Below are 15,241 nucleotides of genomic sequence, written 5' to 3' on the forward strand. Positions count from 1 at the left end.
CCGGCTACACCCCCCGTCCGCCGTCGACCGGGAAGGCGACGCCAGTGATGAAGCTCGCCTCGTCGCTCGCCAGCCACAGGGCGGCCTTGGCGACATCCTCGGAGGTGCAGAGCCGGCCGAGCGGCACCGTCGCCTCGAAGGCCTCGCGCGGATTGGCGCCGAGGAAGGAGGCGAGCAGCGGCGTATCGCCGGCGACCGGGCAGAGCGCGTTGACCCGGATGTTGTCCGGGCCGAGCTCGGCCGCCATCGACTTGGTCATGGTGATGGCCGCGCCCTTCGAGGCGTTGTACCAGGTCAGGCCCGGCCGCGGGCGCAGGCCGGCAGTCGAGGCGGTGTTGATGATGCAGCCGCCGCCCTGCTCGCGCATCAGCGGCACGATCTCCAGCGCCGCCAGGTAGATCGCCTTCACGTTGACGGCGAAGATGCGGTCGAATTCCTCTTCGCCGACCTCCAGCATCGGCCGGTTGACGTGGGTGATGCCGGCATTGTTGACCATGGTGTCGAGCCGCCCGTAGCGGTCGACCGCGGTGCGGACCATGGCCTTCACGTCGTCCCGGTCGGCGACGTCGGCATGGACATAGGCGCCGCCGATCTCGTCGGCGACCTTGCGGCCGAGCTGGTCGTTCAGGTCGGCGCAGACGACGTTCGCGCCCTCCGCGGCATAGCGCCGGGCGATGGCCTCGCCGAATCCCGATGCCGCGCCGGTGACGATGGCGGCCTTGTCCTTGAGCTGCATGGCGGTCTTCTCCGCTGGTCGTTGTCTGGGGTCCGGGGATGATGCGGCGGCAAACTGCCTTACCCGGCCCGCACTGGCAACAGGGCGGGAGGCCCCGGCGGCGGCCATGGGGACAGGCGACTCCTCAACCGCCGGCGGGTTGTGTATGGAAGGCTGTCTTACCGACAGCGCAGCCGGATTGCAGGAGGATGCCGTGGCAGGAATATTCGTCGCGTTCGTGAACGTGACCGACCCGGAAAAATACAAGAACTACACCGCGCTGACCCCGGCGGCGGTCGCCGCCTACGATGGCGAGTGGCTGGTGCGCGGCGGCGAAACCGAGACCTTCGAGGGGCCGGAAGAGGCCCGCCGGGTCGTCGTCATCCGCTTCCCCTCGGTCGAGCGGGCGCGGGAATTCTGGACATCGCAGGAATACCAGACGGCGAAGATCGAACGCGCCGGCGCGGCCGAGATGCACGCGATCCTCGCCGAGGGCGCGTGAGCCGTGCCGTACCGGGCCACCCCGCAGGAGATCGAGGCGTTCGAGGCGGACGGGGCCGTCCTGCTCAAGGGCGTCATCGGCCCGGAATGGCGTGAGCGGGTCGCCGCGGCGATCGAGCGGGACATCGCGAACCCCGGGCCATTCTGCCACAGCTACGAGGCCGAGGGTGAGGGCCGGTTCCACGGCAATTTGCGGGTCTGGCAGAACGATCCGGACTTCCGCGCCTACTGCTTCGGGAGCGGCCTGCCGGAGTTGGCGGCGCAGTTCTTCGGCGGGGCGAAAGTCAACCTGCTCTACGACCAGCTCTTCGTGAAGGAGCCGGGGACGGTCAACCGGACGCGCTGGCACAACGACCAGCCCTACTGGCCGGTGCGCGGCCGGCAGGTCATGTCCTTCTGGCTCGCGCTCGACCCGACCACGGCGGAGAACGGGCGGCTGGAATTCGTGCGCGGTTCGCACCGGTGGGACCGCTGGTTCCAGCCCGAGCCGTTCGGCAAGACCGTGACCCGCAGCTACGACGACAATCCGGACTATGAGACAATGCCGGATATCGAGGCGGCGCGCGGCGACTACGACATCGTCGCGTGGGACATGGAACCCGGCGACGTTATCGCCTTCCACGCCATGGCGGTCCACGGCGCCGGCGGCAATCTGCGCAGCGACGTCCGACGGCGCGGCTACACGGTGCGCTATACCGGCGACGACGCCCGCTACGATATGAGGCCGGGCACGGCGAAGCCGCTCATGACCGAGGCGCTGCGCGACGGCGACCCGATGGACTGCGGCCTCTACCCGGTCGTGTGGCGGCGGGACGCGGCGGCCGCCGCCTGAGCTCTCGCTGAACGGGACCGGAAATGCGCCGGAACGCGCGGTTGACTCACGGCAGGCGTGGCCCTATCTGCCCGCCTTCGAGGCTGTTCCCCAATCCGGCGCCGGACCCATGAAAGTCGCAAGCTCCGTCAAGACCCTGAAGAAGCGCCACAAGGACTGCCGCGTCGTGCGCCGGCGCGGGCGCATCTATGTCATCAGCAAGACGGTGCGGAAATTCAAGGCGCGCCAGGGCTGAATCGGCGCGGGCGACCGCCCGGATACGGTTGAAACGGCGGGCCCCGGTCCGCCGTTTTGCGTTCCAGGGACCCCCACCGTTCCCGGCAGCGAGGCCGGTGCCCAGTCGGCGCGCGGTCAGTGCCCGATCAGCGCCCGGGCGAGCCAGACGTGATAGTGGCGGGTCGGCGCGTCCATGACCGGGGTGAGCGCGCCGCCGTCGAACGCCGGCGAATGGCGGCCGGCCTGCATCCCTTCGACGGGGATCACGTCCTCGGCGAAGATGCCGCGCCAGATCTCGACGGTCTGCCGGCGCAGCGCCTTCAGGTCGTCGGCGAGGCCGTCCGGGCTGTAGCAGTAGATGCGCGCCCGCTCGGTCGTGCGGCCCGGCGCAACCGGCGTCGCGATCACGCTGTAGAGATGGTCGCGGTGAATGCCGAACATGACGTTGGGGAAGACGGCGATATATTCGGCCTTCTCCAGCCATTCGTCCGGCAGCCCTTCGAGGGTCGGCAGCCGGCGGCCCTCTTCGTCCATCGGCGGGCGGCAGACCGTCGAGCCCTGGCCCGCGATGCCGCCCGGCCCGGCGATGTTGTAGTGGTCCTCCAGGCGCGAGAAGCGGTTGAGGCCGGGATGGATGGTCGGCAGATGGTAGGATTCGAGATAGTTCTCGATCGGCAGCTTCCAGTTGGTCGCCAGGTCGAAGCCGAAGCCGAAGCCGTCCTCGGTGACCAGGGTTGCGTCCTCGAACGCCGCCCAGCGCTCCTTCAGCGGCGCCAGGGCTTCTTCGAGCGGCGGCGCCTTGCCGTCGAGATTGACGAAGACGGTATCGTGCCAGGCGCCGCTGCGCACCGGCATGAGGCCGAAATCCCTGGTATCGAAGCCCTCGCATTCGTGGACGCCGGGGCCGCCGACATGGGGCGTGGCGCTCAGGCGCCCGTCGAGCCCGTAGCACCAGGCGTGATAGGGACATCTGATGACCCGGCCGGCGTTGCGCGGCGCGCCGACCAGCTTCATGCCGCGATGGCGGCAGACATTGTGAAAGACGCGCAATGCCCCGTCGCGGCCGCGCACCAGCAGCAGCGGCAGGCCGGCCAGATCGACCGGGAACAGGTCGCCGGCCTCCGGCACGTCGGCGCCGAAGGCGAGCGCCGTCCAGCCGGTCGCGAGCACCGTGTCGCGCTCCAGGGCCAGCATCGCGTCGTCGGTATAGAAGGGCGCCGGCAGGCCGGTCGGGTGGTCCGGATCGTCTGCCAGCGCGGCGACCGCAGCGGCGATCCCGGGGGTCCAGGCAGGCGCGGCGGCGGGGGAGGAATCCGGGGTTGGAGACACGCGCATGTTCATTGCTCATTCTCGCACAGGTTAAGGCCATACGGAATGTCGGGGCGCGCTCATACGCCCATGCCGGGCGTTTGAAAAGACCGAATCGCGAAGCCCCATGCGCCGGAGCCGGTCCGGGGCAATCGCGCACTCCGGTAGAATGCGGCTCCGGCCCGGTCTATTCTTCCCTGGTCTATTCTTCGTTGAGCCCGGTTCTGGCGGATGCCGGCGGCGATGTTCCGATTCGCCCACAGGATACGCAGCGTGAAATTTCGTTCCGTGCTTCTTGTCGCCGTTGTTGTCCTGCACGCGGCCCAGGCGTCCGGCCAGGATCTCCTCCGGACCGGCATCGACGCCTACCGGCGCGGCGACTATCCCGAAGCCTTGAAGGCCTTCCGCGTACTTGCCGAACGGGGCAACGCGAACGGGCAGAACACGCTGGGCATCCTGTACGGCAGGGGTCTCGGTGTCCCGGCCGATCATGCGGAAGCGGTAAAGTGGTTCCGCAAGGCCGCAAAACAGGGGCATGCGGTTGCGCAGCACAATCTGGGCAGCGCCTATTTCCGGGGCCGGGGCGTCCCCGCCGACGATGCCGAAGCGCTGAAATGGTTCCGCAAGGCGGCGGCGCAGGGACACGCGGCCTCCCAGCACAATTTGGGTTTCGCCTATTTCACGGGTAAAGGGGTGCCGGCCGACAATGCGAACGCGGCCCGGTGGTTCCGCCTGGCTGCGGAACGCGGCCTGGCGCGGGCGCAGTACAATCTGGGCCTGTTGTACTTCCGGGGATACGGCGTCCCGCAGGACGATTTCCGGACGTTCGTCTGGACCAGCCTGGCCGCCGGACAGGGATATGTCCGGGCGCCGGAGTTGAGAGATGCCGCCCGGCTCCGCCTTTCGCCCGCGGCGCAAAACCGGGCGGCGGACCTGATCGCGGAAATCTGGCAGCGAATCCGGGCCACCCGCCGGAGGTAGCGCCGGCGCAACGGGCGTTGGGGCTGGAAGCGCCGGCCCCGGCGGGCGTAGCCGTCAGGCCGCCGGAAAGGTGTCGCCCGCCGCGGCCGGATCGACCGGGCGGGCCGGCGGCGGCTTGAGCGGACCCCACATGCGGTATTCGAAGGGCGGCGCCGCCTGCCGGAAGGCCGGCCGCTCCTTCATTCGCCCGAACCATACGCCGACCGCCGGCAGGTCGGCCCACAGGCCGGCAAGGTCGAGGGACTCGACCCGGTCGAGGATCGGCGCGACGCAGATGTCGGCCAGCGAATAGTCCGGCCCGCAGATCCACGGGCCGCCGCTTGCCGCCAGCGCTTTTTCCAGATGCGTCAGGTGCCAGCGGATTTTGGCCGCGGCCGCGTCGACGGCGGCACGGTCCGGCGGCCCGGAAACCCGGCGCAGATACTCCTGGGCGCGATCCTGGTCCGGGTGGCGCAGCGACCATTCCTCAAGCTGCGCCATGCCGAAGCCTGCGCTGCGCAGCTTCATCATCAGGTTGAAGCTGAGGGTGACGATCAGCGGGAACAGGTATTCCTGCTCCTCGGCGATCCATTCGCGCATGGTCGCGCGCGCCGCCGGATCGTCGGGCCTGAGCCGGGGTTCGGGGAACCGCTCGTCCAGATAGCGGGCGATCTCGGAGGACTGGATGACCGGCCTGCCGTCATGCACCAGGGTCGGAATCTTGCTGTGGCGGTTGAGCGCCTGGTATTCGGGCCGAAAATGCTCGAAGCGGTGGGTCGCGATATAGCGCTCTGACCAGTCCAGCCCCTTCTCGGCCAGGACCAGCCGGACCTTGAAGCAGCAGGGCGAATCCCAGAAGTGATAGAGTTCCAGCATCGCCGGTTTCCCGCCATTGCCGCCGCCGGCGCCAGCCTTCATTGCAACGGAAAACCATGCAATGCGGAACGCGCCATCGTCAACCGCCGCCCCTCGCCGGGACCGAGCCCGACCCGGCGAGCCACGCACGAAAGCGCGCCACGATCCGGTCGTAGAGGCTGGCATACCATTCGGTGTCCTTCAGGATCGCCGTGCTGAAGTTCGACGGGTCGGTCGGCAGGTGGGGGCGCATGTCCACGCCGGTACCGGCGTGCCGGGAAACCAGTTTCATCGACGACCGACGGGCCGGGCCGTAGGCGATGTATTTCGCCTGGTCGGCAAGCGGACGGGTGCCGGTGGCGAACCGGATGAAACGCAGGGCGTCGCGCAGCCGGGGAGTCCCTTTCGGAATCGCCAGCGCGCTCAGTTCGGAGACCTGCGCGTCCCAGACGATCTCGATGGGATGGCCCCTGACCGCGGCGGCATCGAACAGCCGGCCGTTATACTGCGAAGCGATGACCGCCTTTCCGGAGACAAGCAGCTCCACCGGCCGCGCCACGTCGGTCCACCAGATCGTATGGTCGCGGATGCTGTCGAGCTTCTCGAAGGCGAGCCGGAGGCCGCGTTCCGTACTCAGCAGCGGGTAGATTTCCTGGCGCGGCACCCCGTAGGACCTGAGCGCCCATTCGAGGTTCGCGTCGGGAATCTTCTGCAGCGCCCGCTTGCCGGGGAAGCGCCGGATATCGAACAAATCCCGTATCCGGCTCGGGCGTTCGCCCGGAAAGGCGTTGCGGTTGTACGCGATGACCGTCGCATAGACGATATGCGACACCCCGCATTCCGTCAGCGCGCCGTCGACGAAATCCCGGCGGGCGGGCGTGCCGTCGATGCCCGGGAGAAGAATCGAATGGTCGATCGGCTCCAGCAGTCCCTGTTTGCAGGCCGCGCGGTTATCGGCCTTCGTCATGTCGATGACGTCCCAGGCGACGTTGCCGCTGCGGCGCTGCCGGCGGAGCTCCGCCAGCCCGCCATTGTAGCGCGCGGTCCTGATGGGAATGCCCGTCTTTGCGGTGAACGGCTCGAAATAGGCTTTCTTCTGGCTGTGTTCGTAGGCGCCGCCCCAGGTCGCGACCGTAAGCGCCCGGTCGGCGGCGGCGCCCGGCCCGGCGACGGCAAGCCACAAGGCGGCCGCGAGGACCGCGAGTCCGGCGGCGGCGAAACGGATCGGTTGCAGTGGCATGGTTCCTCCCGGCCGGCGGCGGGCGCTCATGCCCCCGCATTCTCCTCCCGGCGCATGTCGTTCATCGTGTCCAGCCAGGCCTTGACGATGGCCGCCTCGAACACCACGCCCAGCATCCGGCCGTCTTCCCCGTCCTCGAGCACCGGGATGCTCTCGCCGACGAAATCGCCCATCTGCTCCATCGCGGCCCAGATCGACATTCCCCCCGTGAAGATCAACGCCTCGGGCTTCGCGAGCTGCGCGACCGTAGCGCCGGACGCCGCGCCGCCGCCATCTTCCCACGCCACCAGTTCGTCAAGCTTCACCGTGCCCAGATAGCGTCCGCCGGCGTCGACGACATAGCCCTCGTGGCGGCGGTCCTCCACGAGCCGCGATTTCGCCTCGGCAGGCGGCGTGTCCGGCGCCAGGGCCGTGTAGTCCTGGCTGAGATAGCCGTCGATCGGGCGAAGGTCGAGGATCGCCCTGTCCCGGCCGGAGGCAAGGTCGAAGCCCCCGGCCCGGAGCTGCACGTCGAACAGGGAGCGCCCGAAAATCCGGTAGGAGACCAGGTTCGAAAAGACGACGCTGACCATGGCCGCGGTCGCCAGGTCGTAGTTGCGGGTCAGTTCGAACACGATCAGGATTGCGGTGAGCGGCGCGCCGATGACCGCGCTGGTCACGGCAACCATGCCGCAGATCGCATAGATGGCGATGTCCGAGCGCAGGTCGCCGAGCAGCGGTTCGGCGCCGACGCCGGCGAGCGCGCCGAACAGGATGCCGATCAGCAGGGCCGGGCTGAACACGCCGCCGGCGAAGCCGAACCCGATGCACAGCGCCGTCGCTGCGACCTTGGCGACAAGCAGGGCAGCCAGTTCTGCCGGGGCGAAGGCGCCGTCGATGACGGCGAAGCGCAGCGTCTCCTTGCCGATGCCCAGGATGTCGGGCAGCCAGATCGCGGCCACGCCCAGGGCCGCGCCCGCCAGCATCGGCTTGGACCAGTCGGCGAGAGGCAGGCTCCGGGCGACCCGGCCGGCGAAGAGGATCGCGCGCATATAGAGCACGGCGACGAAGGCGCCGACGGCGCCGATCAGGATGAAACCGAGGAATTCGGGCGCGGCCTTCACGCTTACCGCCTCCACCTGGAACAGCGGCGGGCGCTCGAAGACGATGTTGGCGACGACGTAGCCGATCGTCGCCGCCACGGTGATCGGCGCGAAGGTGCGCAGGGAATAGTGGCGCAGGATCACCTCGTGGGCGAAAATGATTCCCGCAATCGGGGCATTGAACGCGGTCGCGATCGCGGCGGCTGCGCCGCAGCCTACGCCTGCCGTGCCCATCCACCGGCTGTTCCGGTCGAACCGCGCGGCCAGGGAGCCGAGGGTCGCGCCGAGATGCGCGAGCGGACCGTATTGCCCGACCGATGCGCCTGACCCGAGCGAAACCAGACTCGTCAGCGCGCTGAGGAAGCCGGCGCGGGCCGGCATCCGGCCATCGTGCAGATGGGCGGCGCGGATGATGTCCGGCGGCCCGTGCGGCCGGCGGTCCGGCATGTAGCGGTGAAGCACGCCGACGATCAGCCCGCCCGCTGCCGGCACGCAGATGGTGGCGGCTATCAGCAGGAGCGGATCGCCCGCCATGAAGCGGCTGCGCGGCGAGACGAGCAGCCAGTCGTTCAGCAGGGCGACCGTTTCGACGAACCCGATCGCGGCCAAGGACGCCAGCGTCCCGGCCACGACGCCGAGCGCGGCGATCGACACGATCCGGAGAGCCGCAACCGCCGCCCGGCCCATCGGCCGCTCATCCCGGTCCGGATTGACCGGCGTTTGGCACGTCCTGTTCCCGGTGGCCGGGCGGCGCCGGAGAATCCGGTGCCGCCCAAGCCACGCCGGGCCGCCGGGTCAGGCGTGCAGTTCCTGGGCCATGCGCGTCCCGTCGGGCGCACGGTCCTCAGGCGGCGCGGCGACCGCGCTCGGATCCTCGTGCAGCGACTTGACGATGCCGTAGGCCATCAGCAGCAGGATCACGCTGACCGGGAGCGCTGCGGCGATCGACGCCGTCTGAAGGGCCGTCAGGCCGCCTGCCGCCAGCAGTACGGCGGCGACGAAGCCCTCGCCCATGCCCCAGACGATGCGGAAGCGCTGGGGCGGATTGTCGTCGCCCATGCTCAGCATGGTCGTAATCACCAGCGTTCCCGAATCCGACGAGGTGATGAACCAGGTTGCCAACAGCATGGTGGCGAGCGCCGCCATGGCCCAGTTGAGCCAGCCGAGTTCCGTCACCTGGCTGATCGTGCCGTAGAGCGCAGACGGCAGATCCCAGTTGCGCACCAGGTCTGCGATGCCCGCGGTGCCGACGCCGCCGGCGGCGTTCAGCTCCATCCACATCGCCGTCCCGCCGAACATGCACAGCCATACGAAGGAGATCGAGGTCGGCACGAACATCACGCCGAGCATGAATTCGCGGATCGTCCGGCCCCGGCTGATCCGGGCGATGAACATGCCGACGAAGGGCGCCCAGGAAATCCACCAGCCCCAGTAGAAAATGGTCCAGCCGCCCTGCCAGGAGGCCGCGCCTTTATCGCTGAAGATCTGGAAGCCCATTGGAATGGCGTTCCACAGATAGTCGCCGAGAGTCGTGATGAAGAAGCCCATCAGCCAATTGAACGGCCCGCCGAACAGGAAGAAGGCCAGCAGCACCGCGCTCAGCCAGATATTCCACTCGGAGATTATCCGGATGCCATTGCCGACGCCCGATACCGCCGACAGGGTCGCCACGACGGAAATCACCGCGATCAGGACAAGCTGCGTGACCAGACCCGGGTCGAGCCCGAACAGATGATTGAGACCGGCCGCCATCTGGGTGACGCCGAGACCCAGGGACGTAGCAACGCCGAACACCGTGCCGAACACGGCCAGCAGATCCACGGCATGGCCGATCGGCCCGTAAATCCGGTCGCCGATGATCGGATGCAGCGACGAGCGCAGGGTCAGCGGCAGCTTCTTGCGGAAGCCGAAATAAGCCAGACACAGCCCGACGATCACATAGACCGCCCAGGCGTGGAAGCCCCAATGGAAATAGGTCACCCGCATCGCAGCAATCGCTCGCTGCTCGTTCATCGCCGTATGGCCGGCCACGTCGGCAAACGGGTTATTGGGATATTTCCAGGGCTGGGTGTTGTCGAAATAGAACATCGGCTCGGCGATGCCGAAGAACAGGATGCCGATGCCGACGCCTGCCGAGAACAGCATTGCGAACCAGGAGAATCTGGAAAATTCCGGCCGGCTGTCGTCGTCGCCCAGCCTGATCTTTCCGAACCGGCTCAGCATCAGGTAGAAACAGACGAACATCAGGATCACCAGCGCAATCACATAGTACCAGTTGAGCGCTGTCTCGATCCAGCCGCGGACCGCCGAGTAGATCCCGTTGGCAAACTCCACGTTGAGCGCGGTGAAGACCACGAAGGCGACCACCATGCCCTTCGCCGCCAGCCCCATCCCGCTGTGCAGCCCTTTGAAAATGCCGGTTTCGGCGACGAGATTTCGGTTTGTCGACATCGATTGAATCTCCGGTCTCAAATGCTGGACATCGCCCGGCGCCCGAAGACCGCGAACCCTGTCCGACGCCGCGACGATAGCACAGCCGGCCGCTCTTGTCCCACCGGTCCGTGCAACTGCAAACACCCTCCGTGGATACCGGAGCGGCAAGGGCCGACGGCGCGAGCGGCGCCTGAAGGCGATGCCTCGCCCGCGGCGGCGCGCATATGCGGGCCGCCCCTCCGGGTCCGGGACCGGCGGACCGACGGCCGATTGACAGCGATAGCGGCAAAACGCGAAAACGGACGACGGGTTCTCCGGCCATCGGAAGGCGTGCCGGCCCGGCGCGGTGCGATACGGGAAAAGCGTGACGACAATCGCCGTTTATATCGGCGCTGCCCTCGCCGAGATCGCAGGGTGCTTTGCGTTCTGGGCATGGCTTCGCCTCGACAAGCCGGCCTGGTGGGTCCTGCCCGGCCTGCTCTCGCTGGCGCTGTTCGCCTGGCTGCTGACGCTCACCCATGTGCAGGCGGCGGGGCGCGCCTATGCCGCCTATGGCGGCGTCTACATCGCCGCGTCGCTGTTCTGGCTGTGGGCGGTCGAGGGCGTCGCCCCGGACCGCTGGGACCTGATCGGCGTCTCTGTCGTTCTGGTCGGCGCCGGCATCATCCTCTTTGCGCCGCACGGCGCCTGAGCGGCGGCGCAGGCGGGACCGTCAGTTCATCGCGGCCGGCTTCGGCCCGCCGGCGGCCCAGTCGAGCAGTTCGACCGTATGAACGACCGGGACGCCGACGGCGCCGGCAAGCTGCATCGTGCAGCCGATATTGCCGGTTGCGATGACGTCGGGCGCGGTCGCTTTCAGGGTGGCGATCTTGCGCGCCTTGAGCCGGCCGGCGAGCTCGGGCTGCAGCATGTTGTAGGTGCCCGCCGAGCCGCAGCACAGATGGCCCTCCGCCGGCTCCCGCACCGTGAACCCGGCGTTGCGCAGCAAGCCGAGCGGCGGTTCCTTGATCTGCTGGCCGTGCTGCATCGAACAGGCCGAATGGTAGGTCACCGCCACCGTCTCCGGCGTCCGGACATCGCTCGTGTCCAGCCCGGCGAGAAATTCCGTAATGTCCTGAGCCAGACCGGCGATCCGGGCCGCCTTCTCGGCCCAGGCCGGATCGTCCCGGAACATGTGGCCGTAATCCTTGACTGTCGTGCCGCAGCCGGAGGCGTTGACGACGATGGCGTCCAGGCCCGCGCCGTCGGCCTCGGCGATCCAGGCGTCGATCATCGCCCTCGCCTGGGCGTGGCTCGGCGCGGTCCGGCCCATGTGATGCACCAGCGCGCCGCAGCAGCCGGCCGGGCGGGCGACGACGACCTCGACGCCGAGCCGGTTGAGCAGGCGCACCGTCGCTTCGTTGACCTGCGGCCCGAGCACCTGCTGGGCGCAGCCGGCCAGCATGGCGACACGCTTGCCGGCCGGCCCGTGCTCAGCCGGAAAGACCGCCGCCCGGTCGGCCCAGCCGGGCGCCGGCAGCTTCGGCGGCAGCAGGTTCAGCATGGTCCGCAGCCGCTGCGGCATCAGCGCCCGGAACGGCCAGGCCAGCGACCCGGCGATCAGCATCCAGCGAAACAGGCCGGGCCGGGGCAGCACGAGGCTTATGAACCGCCGCGTCAGCCGGTCGAGGAGCGGGCGCCGGTAGGTCTTCTCGATATGCGCCCGGCCGTGATCGACCAGGTGCATGTAGTGGACCGAGGCCGGACAGGTCGTCATGCAGCTCAGGCACGAGAGACAACGGTCGATATGCTTGACCTCTTCGGCGGTCGGCGGCCGGTCGTCCTCGAGGAAGCTCTTGATCTGGTAGATGCGGCCGCGCGGGCTGTCGAGCTCGTCGCCGAGCAGGACGTAGGTCGGGCAGGTTGCGGTGCAGAAGCCGCAATGCACGCAGGAACGCAGGATACCGTTCACGGTCTCGATGGCCGGGTCGGCGAGCTGCGCCAGGGTGAAGTTGGTCTGCATGCCCCTACCCCATCCTGCCGGGATTGAGCACGCCATGCGGATCGAACTGCGCGCGCAAACGCTCGCTGAGCGCGGCGACCGGTGCAGGCTGCGGATGAAACACCGGGACGGCGCTGCGCAGGTCTTCGGGCCCGCGCACCAGTGTGGCGTGGCCGGCGCAGCCGGCGGCGGCGGCGCGGATCGCCTGCGCGGCGGCTTCGGTGGGCGGCACGGAGAGCCAGACCATGCCGCCGCCCCAGTCGGCGAACCAGTCCGCATCGAGGTTTTCGGCGAGACCGTTCAGGAATCCGGCCGGCGCGGCCGGCGGGGCGGACAGGCGCCAGACCGCCTTCGTCTGATCCCCGGCAAAGAAGGAGACATCGCGCACTTCGGCCCACAGGGCGGCGGAGTTGCGGCCGTGCAGTTCCTCGGTCGCGCCCCATTCCGCGAGCAGATCGCGCAGGGCGGCGCAGCGGTGCTCGACCGACGGCCCCGGCCCCTCGACCCGCACCGCCGTGGCCGCCGTTCCGGGCTCGCGCACATAGCCGACCGCCGATTGCGCTGCGATGCCGGCGGGCAGATGGGCCGCGCCGGAGACTTCGTGGGACGAATTGAGCGCCGCCGCCATGGCTTCTGCGGACCGCCCATCGTCGAGGCCGTAGACCAGCACCGTGCGGGTCTTCTCGCCCGCGGGCAGCACCTTTACGGTCACTTCGCTCAGCACGGCCAGTGTACCGAACGAGCCGGCCATCAGCTTGCACAGGTCGTAGCCGGTGACGTTCTTCATCACCCGGCCGCCGGACTTGAAGGTCTCGCCCCGGCCGCTCACCCCGGCGAAGCCGAGAAAATGGTCGCGCGCCGCACCGGCCTTGATGCGCCGCGGCCCGGCCAGATTCGCGACGATGGCGCCGCCCAGCGTCTGCCGGCCCGCCGGACCGCCGAACAGCGGGCCGAGGTCCGGCGGCTCGAAGGCGAGTTGCTGGCCGTTCTCCGCCAGCAGCGCCTCGACTTCGGCAAGTGGCGTCGCGGCCGAGGCCTGAAGGATCAGTTCTTCCGGTTCATAGAGCCGGATGCCGGCGAGCGCCGACAGGTCGAGCACATGGTTGGTCGCCGGCGGCCTGCCCCAGCCCCGCTTGGTTCCGCCCCCGACGATCTCCACCGGCGCTTCCTCTGCGACCGCCCAGCGGATGGCATCGAGAACGTCGTCATGGGATTTGGGAGCGAGGCTCTCGGTCACGGCAGCCTGTCCAAGAGTTCCTCAGACACCATGATCGAACAGCGAGAAGCCACGTCCCGATTCCTCCCCCTCTTCAGAGGGGGAGGCCAGGTGGGGGTGGCGCGTCGCCAGACGCGCAGCGCCGCAAGGCGCTTCTTGCAGATTCGACACGGCACCCCCATCGACCTCGCTACGCTCGGCCACTTCCCCCTCTGAAGAGGGGGAAGAAATTGTTCGACCGCCTGTCAGTTGAGAAGTTATCCAAATTACAAGCCTCGACGTTCCGGCCCTGCCGGAGATCCCGGACTAGAACCTCGGCAGATCGAGAAATCGCGTCTGGCCGCGGTGGATGTGGACCCGGCCGAGTTCGGCGCAGCGGTGCAGGGTCGGGAAGACCTTGCCGGGGTTGAGCAGCTGCTCCGGGTCGAAGGCGCACTTGACGCGCTGCTGCTGCTTGAGATCGTCCTCGCTGAACATCTCGCCCATCAGGTCGCGCTTCTCGACGCCGACGCCGTGCTCGCCGGTCAACACGCCGCCGACCTCGACGCACAGCTTCAGGATATCCACGCCGAACTCCTCGGCGCGCTCCAGCTCGCCGGGCACGTTGGCGTCGTAGAGGATCAGCGGATGCAGGTTGCCGTCGCCGGCATGGAAGACATTGGCGACGCGCAGGCCGTAATGCGCCGACATCTCCTTCATCCGGTCCAGCACCTCGGGCAGGCGGGCGCGCGGGATCGTGCCGTCCATGCAGTAATAGTCCGGCGAGATGCGGCCGACCGCCGGGAACGCGTTCTTGCGCCCGGCCCAGAAGGCGACCCGCTCCTCCTCGGTCCGGCTGACGCGGATCTCCGTCGCGCCCTGTCCGCGCGCCAGCCCGTCGACCCGCTCGATCAGATGGTCGACCTCGGCGGCCGGCCCGTCCAGTTCGACGATGAGCAATGCCTCGACATCCAGCGGATAGCCGGCCCGGACGAATTCCTCCGCGGCGTGGATCGCCGGCCGGTCCATCATCTCGATCCCGGCCGGCACGATGCCCGAGCCGATGATCGCGCCGACCGTCGCCCCGGCCGCCGCGCTGGACGGGAAGCCGATCAGCAGCGCGCGCATGGTCTCCGGCGCCTTGAGCAGCCGCACCGTGACCTCGGTGACGACGCCGAGCAGCCCCTCGGAGCCGACGGTGAGGCCGAGCAGGTCGTAGCCCGCCGCGTCGAGCTGCTTGCCGCCGAGGCGGATCAGCGTGCCGTCCATCAGCGCCATCTGGACGCCGAGGACGTTGTTGGTCGTCAGCCCGTATTTCAGGCAATGCACGCCGCCGGAATTCTCCGCCACGTTGCCGCCGATGGTGCAGGCGATCTGGGACGACGGATCGGGCGCGTAGTAGAAGCCGTCCTGCTGCACCGCCTGGGTGATCGCCAGGTTTGTGACGCCCGGCTGCACGACGGCACAGCGGTTGGCGTAGTCGATGTCGAGGATCCGGCTGAACTTGCCGAGGCCGAGCAGCACGCCGTCCTCCAGCGGCAGCGCGCCGCCCGAAAGCGAGGTCCCCGCGCCGCGCGGCACGACCCGGATGCCCTCCGCGTGGCAATAGCGCAGCACGGCCGAAACCTGCTCCACCGTTTCCGGCAGCACGACGACCATCGGCAGCTGGCGATAGGCGGTGAGCCCGTCGCACTCGTAGGGCCGCCGGCCGGTCTCGTCGTCGATCACGCCTTCGCCCGGCACGATGGCGCGCAGGGCGGCGACGATCTCCGCGCGCCGGTCGAGCACTCCGCGGTCGGGTTCCGGCATTGTGAGCATGGTCCGGTTTTACTCCCCCGCCGTCCGGTTGCATAGCGCCACGGGCCGGCACGCGGGAAGCCGCGCGGCCGCCTTGCCTCGGTGCGGATTAGTTGATGTATTGGA

14 protein-coding genes are annotated in these 15,241 nt (G+C 68.7%); 5 read left to right on the plus strand and 9 right to left on the minus strand.

Features of this window, described 5'->3' with window-relative positions; genetic code table 11:
• Nucleotides 1-4: 4 nt before the first annotated feature.
• On the minus strand, nt 5-736 hold the full coding sequence (locus OXM58_10405; protein MDE0148772.1) for a glucose 1-dehydrogenase: 732 nt from the start codon (nt 734-736) through the stop codon (nt 5-7).
• Between the two features lie 145 nt (nt 737-881).
• Here OXM58_10405 and OXM58_10410 point away from each other — a divergent pair, with 145 nt between their 5' ends.
• The 3 genes from OXM58_10410 to ykgO all read left to right on the plus strand — a co-directional run bounded on the left by OXM58_10410 (nt 882) and on the right by ykgO (nt 2,283).
• Entirely contained in the window at nt 882-1,217 is a 336-nt protein-coding gene (locus OXM58_10410; protein MDE0148773.1) for a DUF1330 domain-containing protein, read from the plus strand.
• Nucleotides 1,218-1,220: 3 nt separating this feature from the next.
• Nucleotides 1,221-2,048 (plus strand): phytanoyl-CoA dioxygenase family protein, encoded by an 828-nt coding sequence (locus OXM58_10415; protein MDE0148774.1) that lies wholly within the window; start codon nt 1,221-1,223, stop codon nt 2,046-2,048.
• 109 nt (nt 2,049-2,157) lie between these two features.
• Entirely contained in the window at nt 2,158-2,283 is a 126-nt protein-coding gene (gene ykgO, locus OXM58_10420) for a type B 50S ribosomal protein L36 (protein MDE0148775.1), read from the plus strand.
• A 116-nt stretch (nt 2,284-2,399) separates the two neighbouring features.
• Here the strand turns inward: ykgO and OXM58_10425 are convergent, their stop codons facing one another.
• Nucleotides 2,400-3,605 (minus strand): aromatic ring-hydroxylating dioxygenase subunit alpha, encoded by a 1,206-nt coding sequence (locus tag OXM58_10425; GenBank protein ID MDE0148776.1) that lies wholly within the window; start codon nt 3,603-3,605, stop codon nt 2,400-2,402.
• A 240-nt stretch (nt 3,606-3,845) separates the two neighbouring features.
• Here OXM58_10425 and OXM58_10430 point away from each other — a divergent pair, with 240 nt between their 5' ends.
• Nucleotides 3,846-4,553 carry a tetratricopeptide repeat protein gene (locus OXM58_10430; protein MDE0148777.1) on the plus strand — a complete coding sequence of 236 codons (708 nt, stop codon included), beginning with the start codon at nt 3,846-3,848 and terminating at the stop codon, nt 4,551-4,553.
• Between the two features lie 54 nt (nt 4,554-4,607).
• On the opposite strand, the gene OXM58_10435 is transcribed toward OXM58_10430, so the two are convergent.
• The 4 genes from OXM58_10435 to OXM58_10450 form a co-directional block, all read right to left on the minus strand.
• Nucleotides 4,608-5,408 carry a glutathione S-transferase family protein gene (locus OXM58_10435; GenBank protein MDE0148778.1) on the minus strand — a complete coding sequence of 267 codons (801 nt, stop codon included), beginning with the start codon at nt 5,406-5,408 and terminating at the stop codon, nt 4,608-4,610.
• Between the two features lie 79 nt (nt 5,409-5,487).
• Nucleotides 5,488-6,627 carry an ABC transporter substrate-binding protein gene (locus tag OXM58_10440; GenBank protein MDE0148779.1) on the minus strand — a complete coding sequence of 380 codons (1,140 nt, stop codon included), beginning with the start codon at nt 6,625-6,627 and terminating at the stop codon, nt 5,488-5,490.
• Nucleotides 6,628-6,653: 26 nt separating this feature from the next.
• A complete protein-coding gene (locus OXM58_10445; protein ID MDE0148780.1) occupies nt 6,654-8,396 on the minus strand; it encodes a chloride channel protein in 1,743 nt (580 codons plus the stop codon).
• Between the two features lie 108 nt (nt 8,397-8,504).
• Entirely contained in the window at nt 8,505-10,160 is a 1,656-nt protein-coding gene (locus OXM58_10450; protein MDE0148781.1) for a BCCT family transporter, read from the minus strand.
• Nucleotides 10,161-10,506: 346 nt separating this feature from the next.
• Here OXM58_10450 and OXM58_10455 point away from each other — a divergent pair, with 346 nt between their 5' ends.
• Nucleotides 10,507-10,833, plus strand: coding sequence for a YnfA family protein (locus tag OXM58_10455; GenBank protein ID MDE0148782.1), 327 nt, complete (start codon nt 10,507-10,509; stop codon nt 10,831-10,833).
• Between the two features lie 21 nt (nt 10,834-10,854).
• Here OXM58_10455 and glcF read toward each other — a convergent pair whose 3' ends face one another.
• The 3 genes from glcF to OXM58_10470 form a co-directional block, all read right to left on the minus strand.
• Nucleotides 10,855-12,144, minus strand: coding sequence for a glycolate oxidase subunit GlcF (gene glcF / locus OXM58_10460; GenBank protein ID MDE0148783.1), 1,290 nt, complete (start codon nt 12,142-12,144; stop codon nt 10,855-10,857).
• A gap of 4 nt (nt 12,145-12,148) precedes the next feature.
• On the minus strand, nt 12,149-13,360 hold the full coding sequence (gene glcE / locus OXM58_10465) for a glycolate oxidase subunit GlcE (GenBank protein ID MDE0148784.1): 1,212 nt from the start codon (nt 13,358-13,360) through the stop codon (nt 12,149-12,151).
• A gap of 285 nt (nt 13,361-13,645) precedes the next feature.
• The gene (locus OXM58_10470) at nt 13,646-15,127 is read right to left on the minus strand and encodes an FAD-binding protein (GenBank protein MDE0148785.1); all 1,482 of its coding nucleotides are present in this window, start codon (nt 15,125-15,127) and stop codon (nt 13,646-13,648) included.
• Nucleotides 15,128-15,241: the final 114 nt, after the last annotated feature.

Source organism: Rhodospirillaceae bacterium, from assembly GCA_028819475.1.
In the GTDB taxonomy this organism is placed as follows: domain Bacteria; phylum Pseudomonadota; class Alphaproteobacteria; order Bin65; family Bin65; genus Bin65.